Origin of the sequence: Amycolatopsis coloradensis (assembly GCF_001953865.1) — a bacterium.
Taxonomy (GTDB): domain Bacteria; phylum Actinomycetota; class Actinomycetes; order Mycobacteriales; family Pseudonocardiaceae; genus Amycolatopsis; species Amycolatopsis coloradensis.
On the sequence record NZ_MQUQ01000006.1, the window covers coordinates 14,079 to 29,312 of the forward strand.

Annotated in this window: 12 protein-coding genes; 1 reads left to right on the forward strand and 11 read right to left on the reverse strand. The window is 67.9% G+C overall.

What is annotated here, in order from left to right; translation table 11 throughout:
• The 4 genes from BS329_RS13630 to BS329_RS13645 all read right to left on the reverse strand — a co-directional run bounded on the left by BS329_RS13630 (window position 1) and on the right by BS329_RS13645 (window position 5,066).
• Window positions 1–1,047: a polyprenyl synthetase family protein gene (locus tag BS329_RS13630; protein WP_084749643.1), complete on the reverse strand. Its 1,047-nt coding sequence runs from the start codon at window positions 1,045–1,047 to the stop codon at window positions 1–3.
• Entirely contained in the window at window positions 1,044–3,017 is a 1,974-nt protein-coding gene (locus BS329_RS13635) for a KedN5 family methylcobalamin-dependent radical SAM C-methyltransferase (RefSeq protein ID WP_076160341.1), read from the reverse strand. Before BS329_RS13635 ends, BS329_RS13630 begins: the two co-directional genes overlap by 4 nt.
• 34 nt (window positions 3,018–3,051) lie before the next feature.
• The gene (locus tag BS329_RS13640; protein WP_076160343.1) at window positions 3,052–3,804 is read right to left on the reverse strand and encodes a methyltransferase; all 753 of its coding nucleotides are present in this window, start codon (window positions 3,802–3,804) and stop codon (window positions 3,052–3,054) included.
• 98 nt (window positions 3,805–3,902) lie between these two features.
• Window positions 3,903–5,066 (reverse strand): FAD-dependent oxidoreductase, encoded by a 1,164-nt coding sequence (locus tag BS329_RS13645; protein WP_076160345.1) that lies wholly within the window; start codon window positions 5,064–5,066, stop codon window positions 3,903–3,905.
• Window positions 5,067–5,144: 78 nt separating this feature from the next.
• Between BS329_RS13645 and BS329_RS13650 the strand changes: the two genes are divergently transcribed.
• Window positions 5,145–6,137: a UbiA family prenyltransferase gene (locus tag BS329_RS13650; protein ID WP_084749647.1), complete on the forward strand. Its 993-nt coding sequence runs from the start codon at window positions 5,145–5,147 to the stop codon at window positions 6,135–6,137.
• A 147-nt stretch (window positions 6,138–6,284) separates the two neighbouring features.
• Here BS329_RS13650 and BS329_RS13655 read toward each other — a convergent pair whose 3' ends face one another.
• Genes BS329_RS13655 through BS329_RS13685 form a run of 7 tightly spaced genes read right to left on the reverse strand, consistent with a single transcriptional unit; the run spans window position 6,285 to window position 15,166 of the window.
• Entirely contained in the window at window positions 6,285–7,112 is an 828-nt protein-coding gene (locus BS329_RS13655; RefSeq protein ID WP_244197165.1) for a phytanoyl-CoA dioxygenase family protein, read from the reverse strand.
• 44 nt (window positions 7,113–7,156) lie between these two features.
• Window positions 7,157–8,374 (reverse strand): cytochrome P450, encoded by a 1,218-nt coding sequence (locus tag BS329_RS13660; RefSeq protein WP_084749650.1) that lies wholly within the window; start codon window positions 8,372–8,374, stop codon window positions 7,157–7,159.
• Window positions 8,371–9,537 (reverse strand): macrolide family glycosyltransferase, encoded by a 1,167-nt coding sequence (locus tag BS329_RS13665; protein WP_076160354.1) that lies wholly within the window; start codon window positions 9,535–9,537, stop codon window positions 8,371–8,373. The genes BS329_RS13660 and BS329_RS13665 overlap by 4 nt, the downstream gene beginning before the upstream one ends.
• A complete protein-coding gene (locus tag BS329_RS13670; protein ID WP_084749653.1) occupies window positions 9,537–10,808 on the reverse strand; it encodes a cytochrome P450 in 1,272 nt (423 codons plus the stop codon). The genes BS329_RS13665 and BS329_RS13670 overlap by 1 nt, the downstream gene beginning before the upstream one ends.
• Window positions 10,809–10,833: 25 nt before the next feature.
• Window positions 10,834–12,021 (reverse strand): cytochrome P450, encoded by a 1,188-nt coding sequence (locus BS329_RS13675; RefSeq protein WP_076160360.1) that lies wholly within the window; start codon window positions 12,019–12,021, stop codon window positions 10,834–10,836.
• 11 nt (window positions 12,022–12,032) lie between these two features.
• Window positions 12,033–13,451 carry a cytochrome P450 gene (locus tag BS329_RS13680; RefSeq protein WP_084749655.1) on the reverse strand — a complete coding sequence of 473 codons (1,419 nt, stop codon included), beginning with the start codon at window positions 13,449–13,451 and terminating at the stop codon, window positions 12,033–12,035.
• Window positions 13,448–15,166, reverse strand: a complete 1,719-nt coding sequence (locus BS329_RS13685; protein ID WP_076160365.1) for a prenyltransferase/squalene oxidase repeat-containing protein — start codon at window positions 15,164–15,166, stop codon at window positions 13,448–13,450. Before BS329_RS13685 ends, BS329_RS13680 begins: the two co-directional genes overlap by 4 nt.
• Window positions 15,167–15,234 lie beyond the last annotated feature (68 nt).

The following is a 15,234-nucleotide window of genomic DNA, read 5'->3' on the forward strand; positions in this document are numbered from 1 at the left end:
TCAGCGGTCTCTGTCGATGGCCGCCTGCGCGAAGCCGCACAACCGGCCACGGCTGGCGGTGACCGGCAACCCGTTCACTGTGGCAATAGCGTTCTCCGAATACTCCCTGGCCAGTCCACTGGCGGCGGCCAGTGCGCCGGTACGGTCCAAAATGGTCACGAGCATGTCTCTTCTGATGGCCGGATCTCCGTCGCCGACTAGCATTTCCGTGATGTCCGCGCGGTCGTCAGGTGTGCCGGTCTGGTAGGCCAGGATCACCGGCAACGTCACCCGGCCGTTGCGGATGTCGCTGGTGTCGGGTTTGCCCATCACGCCGGTTTTCCGCGTGTACGACATCACATCGTCGTGGATCTGGAAGGCGCACCCCAGGTTCTCGGCATAGGCGCCCAAGGTCCGCACCATCGTCTCGTCGCCACCGGCCAGGAGCGCTCCGCACTCGCACGCGCTCTTGAACAGCGTGGCCGTCTTCAGTCTCACCACGGTCAGGTAGGTACCGAGGTCGAAGTCCATCCGTTCACACAGTTCCGCCTCGAGGCTCTGACCACGGCACAGGTCGATACCGCACCGGGCGACCACGTCGAGCGCCGCCACGATCCGGTCGGCCCGAGCGCCCGTGCCGCGGCATTCGGCCAGTCCTGCGAACAGGTCGAAGATCAGCGCGTCCCCGGTGACGATCGCGTTGTCCGCGCCGAACTTGTACTGCACCGAAGGCCGGCCGCGGCGCAGGTCGTCGTTGTCGATGATGTCGTCGTGCACCAGGCTCGCCACGTGCCCGCATTCCGCGCCGATCGCCGCGGGCAGGACCACCTCGGCGTCACCGCCGACGGCCAGTGCCGATTCCAGCAGCAGGATCGGCCGGAACAGCTTGCCGGACGGCACGAGCGCGTGCACGCACATCTCGCCGAGCAGGCTCGTCTCGGCCTGCCAGCGCTTTGCCAGCCGGTCACTGATCCTTTCGACCAGCAGAGCGGGCGTACCGGCACCCGGTGACCAGTCCGGGGACTCCGCGCCGCTCGCCGTCTCGTCCACCGTCACATAACCGGTCATCGTTTCCCTCCCTGCTGGGTACGACCGGACAGCCGCCCGCGTCGCGGTCGTACCAGCTGTGTTTCGAGCCGTCCCATGTAGTAGATGATTTCCTCGTGATTGGTGGACGGGAGGAAGCGGTCAGCGCCGACCTTGTAGTAGACGGAGCTGACCGTCTCGGTGAGCAGTTGTTCGCAGGGCTCCTCGCGGAGCAACGCCAGCGTGAAAGCCGGCACGTCGAACCCGTTCCAGATGTCACGCCACACGTAATATCCGTCGCCGTCGATCTGCACTTCGGGCAGTGTCTCGTTGGCGAACCTGGTCGAGGGGTCGCGGCCCGGGATGGTGTAGGCGGGCAGGGTGAGCAGGTCGAACCGGAAGATGGTGTCCACAATAGAACGTACACTCTCGGGCACGAGCGGTATCACCGACTCGTCCCACCAGCGACACAGCATGTCCTTGGCCTCGTCGCTGCCGTAAAGCCGGGTCATCACGGGAGCCAGCACATCGGAATCGGTGAACGAGTTGACCATTCCGGCGCGGAACGGTTCCGTGCCCGGGTGCGCGTCGTTCTCGAAGAAGTCCATCAGTGACCGGATCAGCTCGGACTGGGTGATCCCGCCAAGGGTGCGCATCGGGCCCCAGAGATAGCGGAAAACCGGGTTCTCGGCGATCAGCCGCGAAACGAAGATGAACCGGTGCATGTACTGGTTGTCCCGCGGCGACATCGTGTCGTGTGAAAGCAGGTACTCGAAGTCGTCGGTGTTGCCGCGCACGGTCACCAGCCCGAACCGTTTGCGATCGGTATGGTAGGTGGTGTTCGGCAGGATCAGCATCGGGTACACCGCGACCCGCGATACGTGATTGGCCAACCGGTCGTAGCCCTTCATGAAGGTCTCGACCGTCTCGCCGGGAGCGCCCCAGATCAGCTCGGCGTAACAGTCCAAGCCTTCTTTGCCGAGCCATTCCGCCAGGCTCTCCCAGTCGTTGACCTTCATATTGCGCCGAGCCATCAGGTCCAGCGTGTCGTCGTCCAGTGTCTGCAGCGCGAGGGTGAACGAGCTGTGCAGGCCCGCGTCCTTCATCAGCTTGACGATCTTGTGGAACGTCGCGGACTTGTTCTTCGCCCAGGAAGCCTCGATGCTCCGCGGATGGCCGTACTTCTCGCGCATCGCGATGACGTCCTCGACGAACTCGAGATCGCTCGGCATCATCCCGAAGTTGGCGTCGCATAACACCAGCGTGTGCACTTTGTGCTGAGCGAAGAGTTCGATCTCCCCACGCAACCGCTCACGGGAGAACCTACGCACCTGCTGTCCCACGGCGCCGCCCCAGTAACAGAAGGAGCATTTGTAAGGACAGCCGCGGTTGGTCTCCAGCAGTGCGACGTCGTAGGGGAACCTGCCGTCCTTGTCCGTCAACGGAATCGCGCCGGTGAGGAACGGCGACGGGATCTCGTCGAGGTTTTCGATCCGCTGTCTGTCCTTTGTGGTCACCACTTCACCGGCGTCATTCCGGAACGAGATGCCGTCGATGCCGTGCAGCGACCGCACCGATTCCTGGTCAAGGCGGGCCAGTAGCAGATCCCGGAAGGTGAACTCGCCCTCGCCGTTGACCACGACATCCACAGAGGGATGCATGCCGAACACTCGCTTGGCCTGCTGGGAGACGTGGTTGCCACCGAAGACCGCCCAGCCGTCCGGGTTGATCTGTTTGAACGTCTCGGTCAGCGCGGCGAATTCCTGATAGTTCCAGCCGAGCACGGAGAACGCCACTACGTCCGGTGCGCCGGTGGCGAACAGTTCGTTGGCCATGCCGAACAGCGTGGCACCGCCGTCGAAGTTGTGGATTTCGATCTCCATGGCGGCCGCGATGCGTTCGTCCCGCAGCGCGGTCGCCTTCAGATAGCCGGAGGCCAGTGGCATCGATTCGAGCGACATCGCCCAGACACCCTGCTGCACCAGCCAGACTCGAAGCGGCCGTTCCCTCATTGGTGATACCCCCTTGTGCCGGTTCATGGTCCCGTTACCGGGGGCTCAACTCCAGCAAGTGCAGGTGCCATGCCGCGTGCTGTCCGCCCTCTCCGCCGACCAGGTCCGCGGGGAACGCGTCGGCCAGCGCGTCGGGGATCTCCGACATCTCGATCTTCTTGAGTACGTCGAGTTCGTAGCCGGTCTCCTCGGCCAGGTCGCCGACCAGTGCCGGGTTGCCCAGCGCCTCACCGAACCACAGGTAGGCCCGGCCCCGCGTGGTCAGCAGCTCGCGGCCTTCGGAAAGGAACCGGCGCATCTTGGCGTACTCCGGGTCGAACATCGTCTCGTGCCAGATCGAGGTGTCCACCCGGTCTTCCGGCGCGTTCAAGAACGGCGGATTCCAGTAGAGCCCATCGAATCGCTCGTCCGGCCCGACCGCCGAATACAGGTCGCTTTCCCTGGCGGTGACCCGGTCGGCGACACCATGCCGCTCGGCGTTCATCCCGGTATTCCGGACGGCCGCCGGGTTGATGTCCAGCCCGATCACCCGCTCGACCCCAGCACGTGCCGCGAGCACCGACATGATGCCGGTGCCGCATCCCATCTCCAGAAATGAGGACATACTCGCGAACGGAATCAGGTCGGCGAACAGCTCGCCGCCAGGAGAATAGGATGGCGGCCAGACGTCATCGAGCAGATCCCACTCCAGGCCGACCAATTCGAACACATCCGGCCTGCCCGAATCCGAATGGTACTTGTCGATGATGTTCTGACCGATGAGCAGCTCGAAATCTCGCGTTTCCATACTGTCCCGTCTTCGCATCGGAATTTTCCGACCGGCACGGCGATTCAAACAGTCCTGCGGAAAAGGCGCAATATCGCGGGCGCGAACGCCGGGCCCGATCAGCCGCCGGGCGGCACCCACCGGACCATGGCGTCCATCGAGCGCCGGGAAGCCGCCTCCGGCAAGAACCCGCCGAGCCATACGCCGCTGTTGCGGGCCGCGATCGCCACCGGCGAGGACAGCTCGGCGAACCGCCCCATCCAGCGCGACATCCGGCTCAGCCGGGACGTGCGCGGCCGCCTGCTCGCGTCGTAGGCGGCGAGGCCGGACCGCAGTTCGTCCCACGAGCGGGCAGGACCGATGGCGTGCGCGAGTTCGACAGCGTCCTCCAACGCGAGATTCGCCGAGCCGACGTTGGGCGTCATCGGGTGCGCCGCGTCGCCGACCAAGACCACACGGCCGGCGAAGAAGCTGTCCACCGGGCACACCAGTTCCTCGATCCGGTCGAAGAACAACACCTCCGGCGCCGAGCGCTCCAGCAGCCGCGGAATCGGGTCGTGCCAGCTCCCGAAAAGCGGCACCGGGCCGTCGGCGCCCACCACCCGGCGACGGCCGGTCATCCTTGCTAGCGCGGAGAAGTGCACGCGCCCGCCGGGCAGTGGCAGGATCGAGAACCGCAGGCCCGGCCCCCAGGTCTCCGCCGCCGCAAGGCTCAGCCCGTCAGCGGGCACCACACAGCGCCAGCTCACGCATCCGGTTGAGCGCAGCCCGGGGTGCCCGGGGTGCAGGGCGTGCCGGGCCGCCGAACGGATGCCGTCGGCGGCGACCACCACGTCCGACACCAGTTCGGTGCCGCCCACCCGGATCGTGGCGGGCGTACGCGCGTCACCCGCACCGGCGGGCTCGGCGCACGCCCCGAACCGGACCGCGCCGGGCGGCAGGGCGTCCGCGAGTGCCTTGACCAGATCCAGCCGGGGCAACGCGCGAATCGGCTCGCCGTACCGCTCTTCCACGAAGCGCAGACCGCTGCGCGCGATCCACCGGCCACCGGGGACCCGCACCCCGCCCTCGTGCTGAACCACGGCGCGGGCCCGCACGGCGTCGCCTACGCCGATCGCGTCGAGGGCCAGCATCCCGTTGGGGGTGATGCCGATACCGCCGCCGGTGGCGCGCAGCTCCGGGCCGCGCTCGAAGACACGCACGGCCCAGCCCCTGCCAGCCAGCGCCACCGCGGTGGCCAGCCCCGCTATTCCGGCGCCGATCACATTGACGGAACGAATCATCAGCGTTCTCCCTTCACCGGCTGCCCAGTTCGTGTCCGTACGGCCGGAACAATAGCGATTCTTGCTACTTTCGGGATCATGCAAGATGCCAAGTCGATCCGGATTCGACTACTCGCCCACGTCGAGGCATGCCGCCCCGACACCATGTTCTACGCAGGCACGATCGGATTGAGCGGGGCGATTCTCACCAGGCCGGACGCGCCCGCCGGTCTGTTGTTTCTTGCCTGGTTCGTCCCGACACTCGCGTGGATCGCTTCGCTGTACGGCGGCGACTATTTCGATCGTGAGCTCGACGGCCTCACGAAACCCCACCGGCCGATACCGTCCGGCCGGATCCGGCCGGTCACCGCACGCAACGCGATGGTCTTTCTCATCGGCGCGGGAATGGTACTCGCGGTCGTGGTCAACCCGCTGACCGTGCTGCTCGCGATACCCGCGACGGTATTCGGCATCGCGTATGCGCGGTGGCTGAAAGGAAAAGGACTGTGGGGAAACGCCAGCCGCGGCCTGCCCAGCGCGTTGACGGTGCTCTACGGCTCGATGACGGTGCAGCCGCTGCCCGCCCCGCAACTCGCCGCCTTGTCGCTGATGTTCTGGGTCCACGATTCCGGGTCGAACCTGCTCGGCGCCCTGTGCGACCGGGACGGGGACCGCCGGGGCGGCTACCTCACCTACCCCGTCAAGTACGGCGACGAGGCGACCGTCCGTGGCCTGGTGCGGTTCTACGTGGGCTGGGTGGTCCTGGCACTGCTCTGCCCGGTGGTACTCGGTGACCGGGTCGATCCGGTGGCCTATTACGTGCCGCTGACCGTCGCGATCGTCCTGGGCTGGGTCTCGCTGTACAGCGTGATCCGCGCACCGCGGCCGATCGACCGGGCGGTGAGCCTGCGGGCCCACGAGATCGTAGTGGTCGAGCGGATCATCCTCGGCACGTTCCTGATCGCGGCCGCCGGCCGGATCGAGTTGGCCCTGGTGGTCGGCGTGCCCTCGATACTGCTGACGGCGCTGGCCCGGCGGCTGATGCGCCGGCGGTACGAACCCCAGGGGGTCGTGAGTGGCGATTCGGGTTAGGGCCAAGGGTGTTCTAGGTGCCTACGGCGGGCGAGGCGGGTCCGTGAAGGACTCGCCGAAGAAACGCGACCTTCACACCTTCCCCAGTACAGGAAGGACCCCTTCCTGTACTTCAAGCGACAGGGGTGCCGCCACTCACGACCGCGGTCAGATCTTCAGCGCGTTCTTCGGGTCCCCACCCTTGTAGAGGCCGAGGACCAGCTCGTGCGAGTAGCCCAGCAGCTCCCGTAGTTCGGGCTGAAGTTCCACGACCTTCTCCGGCGGGACGCTCAGCAGGCTGTTCTCCACTTGGCGTAACCAGCCCACCTGGAACCCGAACGAGAGGATATGCCGCTCGTCCGACTCGGTGTCGTTCGCGCCACCGGCGTGGAACAGGTCCTGGCGGAACAGCAGCGCGTCGCCCTTCGCCATCTCGATCTGCACCGCTTCGCTCCACTCCGGCGGGGGTTCGAGCGGTGAGCCGCCATGGGCACCGGGGACGACCCAGGTCGCCCCGTTCTCGGCGGTGAAGTCGCTCATCGCGCACATCACCGAGAGTGCGATCGGGTTCTCCCCGTACGGCGCGTGGCGCCACGAGAACGTGTCACGGTGCATCTGCTGACGAGGCGCGCCGGGTTTGCGGCCCATGTACTCGGCGATGATCAGCAGGATCGTGTCCGACAACGGGGCCAGCAGCCGGCGGGCGGCGTCGACGATGTCGCGGTGCAGCACCATGTCCGGCACGCAGGGAATGGTGCCGATCAGCTGGTGCAGTGTCACCGTGGTGTCGCCCTGGAACTGGGCGAGCAACGAGTTCGCCGCGTACTCGGCCTCTTCCGGGTGTTCGGCGAGATAGCTCTGGACCTGCGCGACGTAGGTGTCACACTCTTCGCTCGAGTACGCGGCCGACAGCACGACCGCGCCCTCGTCGCGGAACGCCTCGTCCGCCGCCGCGGTGTCGTAGGGCCGCGTCAACCGGGGAATCGCCTTACCCATCTTCACCCATCACCTTTCGATTCGATCTGTCCGCACCCGTCCGGTCACCAGGTGACCGGGAGGCGCTCGATGCTCACGTCCAGGCCCTCCACCTGCCACCGCACCTCGTGCGGCGGACCGGCGGGCCGGATGTCCGGGATTCGGGTCGTCAGGGTGCCCAGCGCGACGGCCAGCTCCATCCGGCCGAGCGCGGCGCCCAGGCAATGATGGATACCGTGACCGAACGCCAGATGGGGGCTGCGACCGACGGCCGGAGTGATCTCGTCCGCACTGGCGAAGGCGCCGGGGTCCCGGTTGGCGCCCACCCGGGAAGCGATCACGGTCTCACCCACGGTGACCCGCACGCCGCAGATGTCCACATCGGACTGGGCGATCCGCTGGATGCCCACCTCCTCATCCTGGAGACGCAGCAATTCCTCGACCACCTCGTCGATCTCCAGTTCACCGGCCCGCAGCAGGTGCAGCACCGCCGGGTTCTCGAAAAGTCGCAGCAGGCCGTGCGAGATGGCGGCCGCGGTGGTGACGTACCCGGCCATCAGCAGGCCCATCGCCATCGAGGAGATCTCCAGCCGGTTCAGCCCGTCCGGCCCGTCGGACCGGCGCACCAGATCGCTGAGCAGGTCGTCACCGTCCGGTTTGGAGCCGACCAGTTCGATGACGAACCGTTGCAGGTCACCGAACGCGGCCCCGGCGTCCGGTGCGGAGCCGCCGACCGAGCGCAGCACGATATCCGCCCAGCGACGGAACCGGCCGCGGTCGGCGGCGCGGACGCCCAGCAGTTCGGAGATGATCGAGATCGGCAGCGGGTAGGCGAAGTCCTCCTGCAGGTCCACCACTCCGCCCTTGGCCAGCATCGTGGTGACCAGGCCGTCGGCGACCTCCTGCGCGCGTTCGCGCAGGACGGCGATGCGGCGGGCGGTGAACGCGCGGGTCACGCTGCGGCGCAACCGGGTGTGCTCGGGCGGGTCCTTGAGGAACATGAAGCCGGCAGCGAGGTTGTCCTCGTCCGCGGCGGGGATCATCCCGGGGTATCGCGTGCCGAACGCGGGATTGCCCAGTACCTCGCGCACGTCCCGGTATCGCGTGACGAGCCACGCCTCTCCCCCGCCCGCCATCCGGACCTTCCGGATCGGCGCGGCCTCCCGCAACCGGGCCAGTGCCGGTGCGGGATCGATGATCGAATCGCGGGCGAACGGGTAGTCCACCAGCGGTTCGGCCATTCGCTCCTGCCGTACGTCCACTGTCTCTCTCGCTTCGGTCATGCCGGGAACACCCCTTCGACGGCGTCGGCGAACTCGTCGCCACCGCGCCCGCCACGCAGCCGCCGCGCGAACCGGGCCAGCCGCTCGGCCATCTCCGCGTCGTCGGCTACCCGCTTCACCACGTCCGCCAGTTCGTCCGCGGTGAACGGCTCGTCCAAGCGCACGCCGAGGCCGAGTGCCTCGATGCTGTCCGCGACACCGCGCTGCTCCCCGATCTGCGGCGCGATCAGTACCGGAATCCCCTGCGCCAGCGCCTCCATCGTGCTGGTCAGCCCACCGTGGGTGATCGCGATCGACGCGTGCCGCAACGCGTCGATCATCGGCAGCCTGGCCCGCAGCAGCACCCGGTCGGAGACCGGGCCGACGTCCGCCGGGGAAACCTTGTCCCCCAGCGCGGCGGCGACGTGCCAGCCCAGCCGTTCGACACCCTCGACGCAGGTACGGAAGAACCCGATCTTCTCGTTGAACACCGTTCCGAGCGAGACCACGGCCAACGGCGTGGAATCGCTCAGCCAAACCAGTTCCGGCGACTGCTCGGCCGGCCGGATGCACGGCGTGATGAAGATGAACCGCGAATCGAAGGTCTCGCCGCGCGGCTGCACCTCACGCGGGAACAGCACGATGTTGCGGTCGGCCTCATTGTCGAAGAACTGCTCCGGTGACACCTCGTCCGCCAGGCCGATCTCGTGCAAGAAGGCCGACACGTCACCGAAGAACACGGCCATCGATTCGTCGGTGTCGGTCCGCGACTCGTAGTCCTGGTGCAGCGAGAACTCCGAGTTCGACGCGAAGACGGGCCACGTGCGGACCACCGGGATGTCGTGGGCCCGGCCCAGCAGCCATCCTGACATCGCCAGCACGTCCGACACGATCACGTCCGGCCGGTGCTCGCGGACGACACGGTCGAGCGCCGCGTAGGACGCTCGCGTCTCTTTCAGCATCAACGGAAGCACAGTGTCCATATCGGACAGCTCCACCCGCGCGGAGTCCATGGGCGAGTCGTAGGGCACCGTATCGGCGACCTCGCCGATCTCGGAAGCGAAGCTCGCGGACGCCAGGCAGCTCACCCGGTGACCGCGCCGGACCAGCTCGGCGAGGCCCGCCAGCACCGGATACACATGCCCCCAGGCCGGAATGGACGCGAACAGGACGTGCCTTTTCATCACCGGGCCCCGTTCGGGCCACTCACGTGGACGAGCATCCGCTCCGGGAACCGGTCACCGAGCATGTTCACCTTCCAGGGCACCTCTTTCCACTTCTCCAGCATCCGGAAATCGAGCCCGCACCCGGCCAGCGCATCGATGGCGACCTGCAGTTCCAGCCGGGCCAGGTTGGCGCCGAGACAGCGGTGGATGCCGAAGCCGAACGCGACATGCCTGACCAGACCCGGCCGCCGGGGATCGAACGTGTCCGGGTCGGCGAACAGTCCGTCGTCCCGGTTCGCCGCCACCAGCGGAGCCACCACCATGTCTCCCTGGTGGATGGTGACGCCGCCGAGCTGGATGTCCTTGGCCGCGAACCGCGGCATCGACTCCCCGTTGTCACCGGACTGGACGCGCAGCACCTCCTCGACGAACTTCTCGCGCAGCTCCGGCCCGTCCGGCGCGGTGCGCAGCCGAGCCAGCCACCCGAACTCCAGCAGGTAGCGCACGGCCACGGCGATCGCGTTGGCCGTGCTGACGTAGCCGGCGACCGGCAGGCCGAGCACCATGGTGGCCAGTTCGACGTCGTCGACCGCGCCCTGATCCTGCTGAGCCCGGATCATGTGCGCGAGCAGGTCATCACCCTCCCGGCCGGTCGTGCGGCGCCGCCGCGCGATCAGGTCGCGCACAGAGTCGTTGAGCTGTTTCCATCCCTCGAGTGCCACCGCTCCCTGTGCCTCGGAGAGCGGCACGAGCAACTGATCGGACAACCGCTGGAACATCGCCCGATCCGGCTCCGGCACACCGACCACCTCGGATATGACGTTCATGGTCAGTGGTTTGGCGAAGTCCTCCATCACGTCGGCAGGCCCGGACGCGGCACCCATCCGCCCGAGTAGCTGATCGGCCTTGGCCCGGATGGAATCCCGGTAGCGGCCGACCTGACCGACCGCGAAAGGACCGGCGACCAGGCCGCGCAGCCGGGTATGCGCGGGCGGATCCTGGAAGATCGACTCGTTGGCCTCCGCCGTGCCACCGCCGTGCTCCTGGTCGATCGGCGAGACGCTGAATGTCCGACCGCCCAGCACCTTGCGGATGTCCTCGTAGCGGCTGACCAGCCAGACCTGCGAGCCGTCGGGCCCGGTGGCCCGCGACACCGGGCAGGTGGAGCGCAGGTCGCGCCAGTCCCGCTCGTCCAGATCGGCGGGCCGGAACCGTTCCACCGGCGGTGGTTCCCGGGACGTCACGGTCGCGGCAGGTGCCGGTCCGGACAGAGATTCGGGTGCTGTCATCGCTTTCTCCCCTCCTGCGCCGTGATCAGGCACTGCCGGTCAGCATCAGCCGGGACGGGCCGCGCACGAGCATCCCGGTCTTCCAGTCGATCGCGTCTTGTCCGTGCGCCAGCCGCAGCCCCGGTGCCCTTGAGGTCAGCACCTCCAGCGCCACCCGCAGTTCCAGCCGTGCCAGCGGCGCGCCGAGGCAGAAATGGGCTCCGGCGCCGAAACCGAGGTGCGGATTGGGGTCGCGGCCGAAGTCCAGCCGGTCCGGATCGGCGAAGACGTCCGGGTCCCGGTTGGCGATCACGGACGCGGGAACGACGGGTGCCCCGGCCTCGATCACGATTCCGCTGAGCACCACGTCCTCGATCGCGTAGCGTGGGGTCGTACCGTTGGCCTCCAAGGGCACATAGCGCATCAGTTCCTCGACCGCCGACGGGATCGACGACGGGTCGCCCGCCAGTGCCCGAAACCGGCCGTCGTCCTCCAGCAGCGTGTACATGAAGTTCGGCAGCTGGGTGGACGTCGTCTCATAGCCCGCGACGAGGATGGTCATCGCGACGATCACCAGCTCGTCGTCGGTCACGCCGCCGGTCCCGGCCCGCACCGCGACCATGGCCGAGATCAGGTCGTCCCGCGGGCGCTGCCGCCGCTCGGCCACCAAGGCCGCGACGTAGTCCCACATCTTCCCGGTCGCGGTCCACCGCTCGTCCTCGGAGATCGACGTGGTCGCCAGGCCCGCCTCGGCCCAAAGCCGGAAGTGCTCACGATCGGCGTAGGGCACCCCGAGCATCTCGCAGATCATCTTCAGGGTGAACGGCAAAGCGAACTCCTCGACGCCGTCGAAGGTCTCGCCCGCCAGCGCCTCCTTGATCAGTTCCGTCGCGATCGCCGTGGCGCGTTCACGCAACCGCGCCACGGTGGGGCGGGTGAACGCGTGACGGCAGATCGAACGGACCCGCGTGTGCTCTGGCGGATCCATCGCGACGAGGCCGCCGGAGAAGTTCTCCTCGGTGACCCGTGGGACGTCGCGCCGCTGTGAGGCGGCACGGGAGAACCGCGGATCGGTCAGCACGGTGCGGACATCGGCGTGGCGGGTGACCAGCCAGGCTTCCTCGCCATAGGGGAAAGTCACCCGGCTGACCGGCTCCAGTCGTTGCAGGGCCCGGTATTCCGGTTCGATCTCCAATCTGGACGCGCGCGGGAACGGGAAGAGCTGGGCAGACATCCGCGGGCGCCTCACTCTCGGACCGGTCCGGCCGGCGTGGCACCGGACAGCAAGTGGTTCTCGGTGACGACGACCTCCGCGCCCCGGCGCGGGACGAGCATCGGCCCCTTGGCCATCACCCGCTCCGGTGCGGTGGCGGCGAGTTCCAGCCTGACGTGCCGCAGGATCGTGCTGATGATGGTGCGCATCTCGACCATGGCCAGCGACGCACCGAGACACCGGTGGCTGCCGCCGCCGAAGGGCAGGAAATGCGCGCTCGGCGGCTCAGCCGGGAAGAACCGCTCGATCGAGTAGATTTCGGGTTCGGGGTGCAGTTCACTCGAGGAGTGCAGCAGGCCCAGCGACACCGCGAACATCGTCCCGGCCGGGAAGAGGTACCCGCCGTACTCCCACGGCCGCACCGCGATCCGGCCGATGTCCAAGGTGGCCGGCCGAGTTCTGATCGCCTCGTGGATCGCCGCGTCGAGCACCTTCCAATCCTCGCCGTCGACCGCGGCCCTGACCCGCTGGAGCGCGCCGGGCGCGCGCAGCACGCGTTCGAAGAACCAGGCCAGCTGGGTGGCTGTGGTCTCCTGGCCGACGGCCAGCAAGGTGACGAGGTGGTCGCGCAACTCCGTATCGGTGATGTTCTCCCTGTCCTGGCCCCGGCCCAGCAGGATCGAGAGCACATCGCCGCCCGCGCTCGCGGGGTCCGCCGTCAGCTGCGCGCGGCGATCGGCTATTTCCGCGTAGATGATCCGGTCGACCTCGCGCAGCAGCCGCTGGAACCCCGCCCAGGGGCCGAATCCGCCGAAGTCCCGGCGCGCGGAAGGCAGCAGGATGATCACCGGGTCGAGGTCCAGCAAGCGGGGCACCAGCTCGCGCAGCCGGCTCAGCCGAGCCGAGCCGGTGATACCGAAGACCGCCCGGATCATCACCTCCAGGGTCACCCGCTGGAAGCTGCCCAGCAGCCGGACCCGGTGGCCTGCCCGCCACCGCCGGACCTCCTGTTCCGCGATCGAGACCATCACCTCGACGTAGGCGGCGACGTTGTCGCCGTGCAGGGGCCGCGTCAGCGCCTTGCGCCTGCTCGTGTGCGCCGCGCCGTCGGCCATCAGCAGTGAATACCCACCGACCACGAACCTGATCGACTCGTTGGCCGCCGCCGCGTCGAAATTACCGGCGTCGTCGCGCAGGATCCGGCGGATACCGGTGGGGGCGCAGATGTAGACGACCTCACCGAACCCGAGGATACGTACGGTGAACAGCGACCCGTAGCGCCGCATGCAGGCCTTGCCGAACTTCACCGGTGCCACGGCCCACAGCAGGGTCTGCACCACCGCGGGCAGCCTCGGACCCGGCGGCATCGCACGCCGAGAGGGCGGGCGCACAAAGGCTCCGAACCAGGCGCGCAGCGCGGCCCAGCTCTGTCGCGAAAGGACATTCGTCATGGGATGTCACCGCTGCTGCCGCCACTGCGACCGATCACCTTGATCCACCGGCCGAGGCCACGCAGCGCGAACGTATGCGCTATCAGGTCGTCGGTGTAACAAAGGTCGTCGAAGTACAGCCCGACGGTGCTGGGCCGCCACGTGCCCTGGTCGTCCTGATGGTTCACCAGCCACTCCACGGCCCGCAGGACGGCCGGGCCGTACGGGTCCTCATCGGCCTTCAGCAACGCGAACAAGGCCCACGCGGTCTCCTCGGCGGTACTGCCTTCCGGTGGGAGTTCGTGCCTCAGCGGCCATCCCCCGTCACCGGCTTGGTTGGCCAGCAACCACTTCCTGGCCGCCCCGGCCGCGGGCGCGCCGCCGTTCCCGCTGTCCACGAAAGCCTCCAGCAGCCTGCTGGTGCCGTGGGTGTCGTCGCGGAACCACACCGACGAGATCGAACCGTCGTCCTCCTGCTTGCCGCACAGGTACTTCAGCGCTCGCGCCAGAGCCGAGCCCGGCGAGTCCGGCAGCCCCCACCGGTGCAGCGCCATGATGACGTGGGCGGTGACCCCGGGGCACGGCCGGTCGTTCATGATGTGGGTGTCCCGTACCCACTCCGACCATGATCCGTCGCGGTTCTGCATCTTCAGCAGCCACTGGATGCCGAGCTGGACCGAGGGGTGCGCGCGGGGCACGCCGAGGTCGGCCAGGACGCCGAGCACGACCGCGGTGTCCTCGGATTCCGGCCAGCCGGAAGGGTTGGCCCAGCCCCACCCACCCGCCGGTATGCCGAACTGGCTGAACGGCTTGTTCCATTGGTTGCGCAGCAACCATTCCCGGGTTCCCCGCAGCAGCGGCTCGTTCGCCACGTCCTGGAACTCGCGCAGCGCCATGATCGCGTAGGCGGTGACCGAGATCTCCAGGTCGCGGTCGATGGCCCACGAACCATCCTCGCGCTGGGTCTGCAGCAGGTAGTGCAGGGACGCCAGTTGCAGATCCATGCCGACACCCGCCTGCCTCAGGCCGAGGTAGACGAAACCGGCGATCATCGGGCACTCCTCGATGCCGCCGTTGGTGCCGGAGATCTCCCGCAGCCAGTCAAGCGCCTTCGGCTCCGCGATCCGGCCGAGAAGCCTGCGAGGCAGGCCACGCTTCAGCGTCCGGCTCTGCATGACGCCGAGGCCGAGAATGGCGGGCAGCGCGATGGACACCTTGTTGCGCCAGCGGCGCGGCACCAGGATCGTCTCGACCGGCAGGTCCGGCTGCTGCGCGAAATCACGCAAGCCGGTCAGCCCCCAGATGACCGGCAGCGCGGCGGGCCAGGTCTTCGGCGCCTCGCCCGCCAAGCCGGGGATGACGTTCACCGCGTCATGCTCGTCGAGGAACACCCGCGCACGCCCGATCGCTCCGTGCGAGACCTCCGGGTCGACCTCGTGCAGCGCAGCCAGTGCGAACGCGGTCATCCCCGGGCTGCTCGGCCATTCGGCATCGGCCATCGCCCAGCCGCCGTCCTCACGCTGATGTTCGCGCAACCACCGGACGGCCGCGTCGACGCGGTCCTGACAGCCGGCCGGATCGGCGCGGTTGAGCGAAAGCGCGCCGAGTGCGGTGGCGATGGTGGAGGAAGACAGCCGGTCCACCCAGGAGCCGTCCTCCCGCTGCCTGCCGTACAGGTTCGAGATCGCCCGTTCGGCGGCCTTCCCGGCTCGTACCTGAAGCTGTCGGACATCCAACGTGCTCCGCCTTCCCTTAATGCGAAAGTCTGCGAAAGCCTTGCGGCGTAGGGAAACGCATCACGTGA

What these genes read in the sequence shown, in the direction of transcription:
- BS329_RS13630 (WP_084749643.1), bottom strand. Translation starts at nt 1,047, where the DNA reads ATGACCGGTTATGTGACGGTGGACGAGACGGCGAGCGGCGCGGAGTCC.
- BS329_RS13635 (WP_076160341.1), bottom strand. Translation starts at nt 3,017, where the DNA reads ATGAGGGAACGGCCGCTTCGAGTCTGGCTGGTGCAGCAGGGTGTCTGG.
- BS329_RS13640 (WP_076160343.1), bottom strand. Translation starts at nt 3,804, where the DNA reads ATGGAAACGCGAGATTTCGAGCTGCTCATCGGTCAGAACATCATCGAC.
- BS329_RS13645 (WP_076160345.1), bottom strand. Translation starts at nt 5,066, where the DNA reads ATGATTCGTTCCGTCAATGTGATCGGCGCCGGAATAGCGGGGCTGGCC.
- BS329_RS13650 (WP_084749647.1), top strand. Translation starts at nt 5,145, where the DNA reads ATGCAAGATGCCAAGTCGATCCGGATTCGACTACTCGCCCACGTCGAG.
- BS329_RS13655 (WP_244197165.1), bottom strand. Translation starts at nt 7,112, where the DNA reads ATGGGTAAGGCGATTCCCCGGTTGACGCGGCCCTACGACACCGCGGCG.
- BS329_RS13660 (WP_084749650.1), bottom strand. Translation starts at nt 8,374, where the DNA reads ATGACCGAAGCGAGAGAGACAGTGGACGTACGGCAGGAGCGAATGGCC.
- BS329_RS13665 (WP_076160354.1), bottom strand. Translation starts at nt 9,537, where the DNA reads ATGAAAAGGCACGTCCTGTTCGCGTCCATTCCGGCCTGGGGGCATGTG.
- BS329_RS13670 (WP_084749653.1), bottom strand. Translation starts at nt 10,808, where the DNA reads ATGACAGCACCCGAATCTCTGTCCGGACCGGCACCTGCCGCGACCGTG.
- BS329_RS13675 (WP_076160360.1), bottom strand. Translation starts at nt 12,021, where the DNA reads ATGTCTGCCCAGCTCTTCCCGTTCCCGCGCGCGTCCAGATTGGAGATC.
- BS329_RS13680 (WP_084749655.1), bottom strand. Translation starts at nt 13,451, where the DNA reads ATGACGAATGTCCTTTCGCGACAGAGCTGGGCCGCGCTGCGCGCCTGG.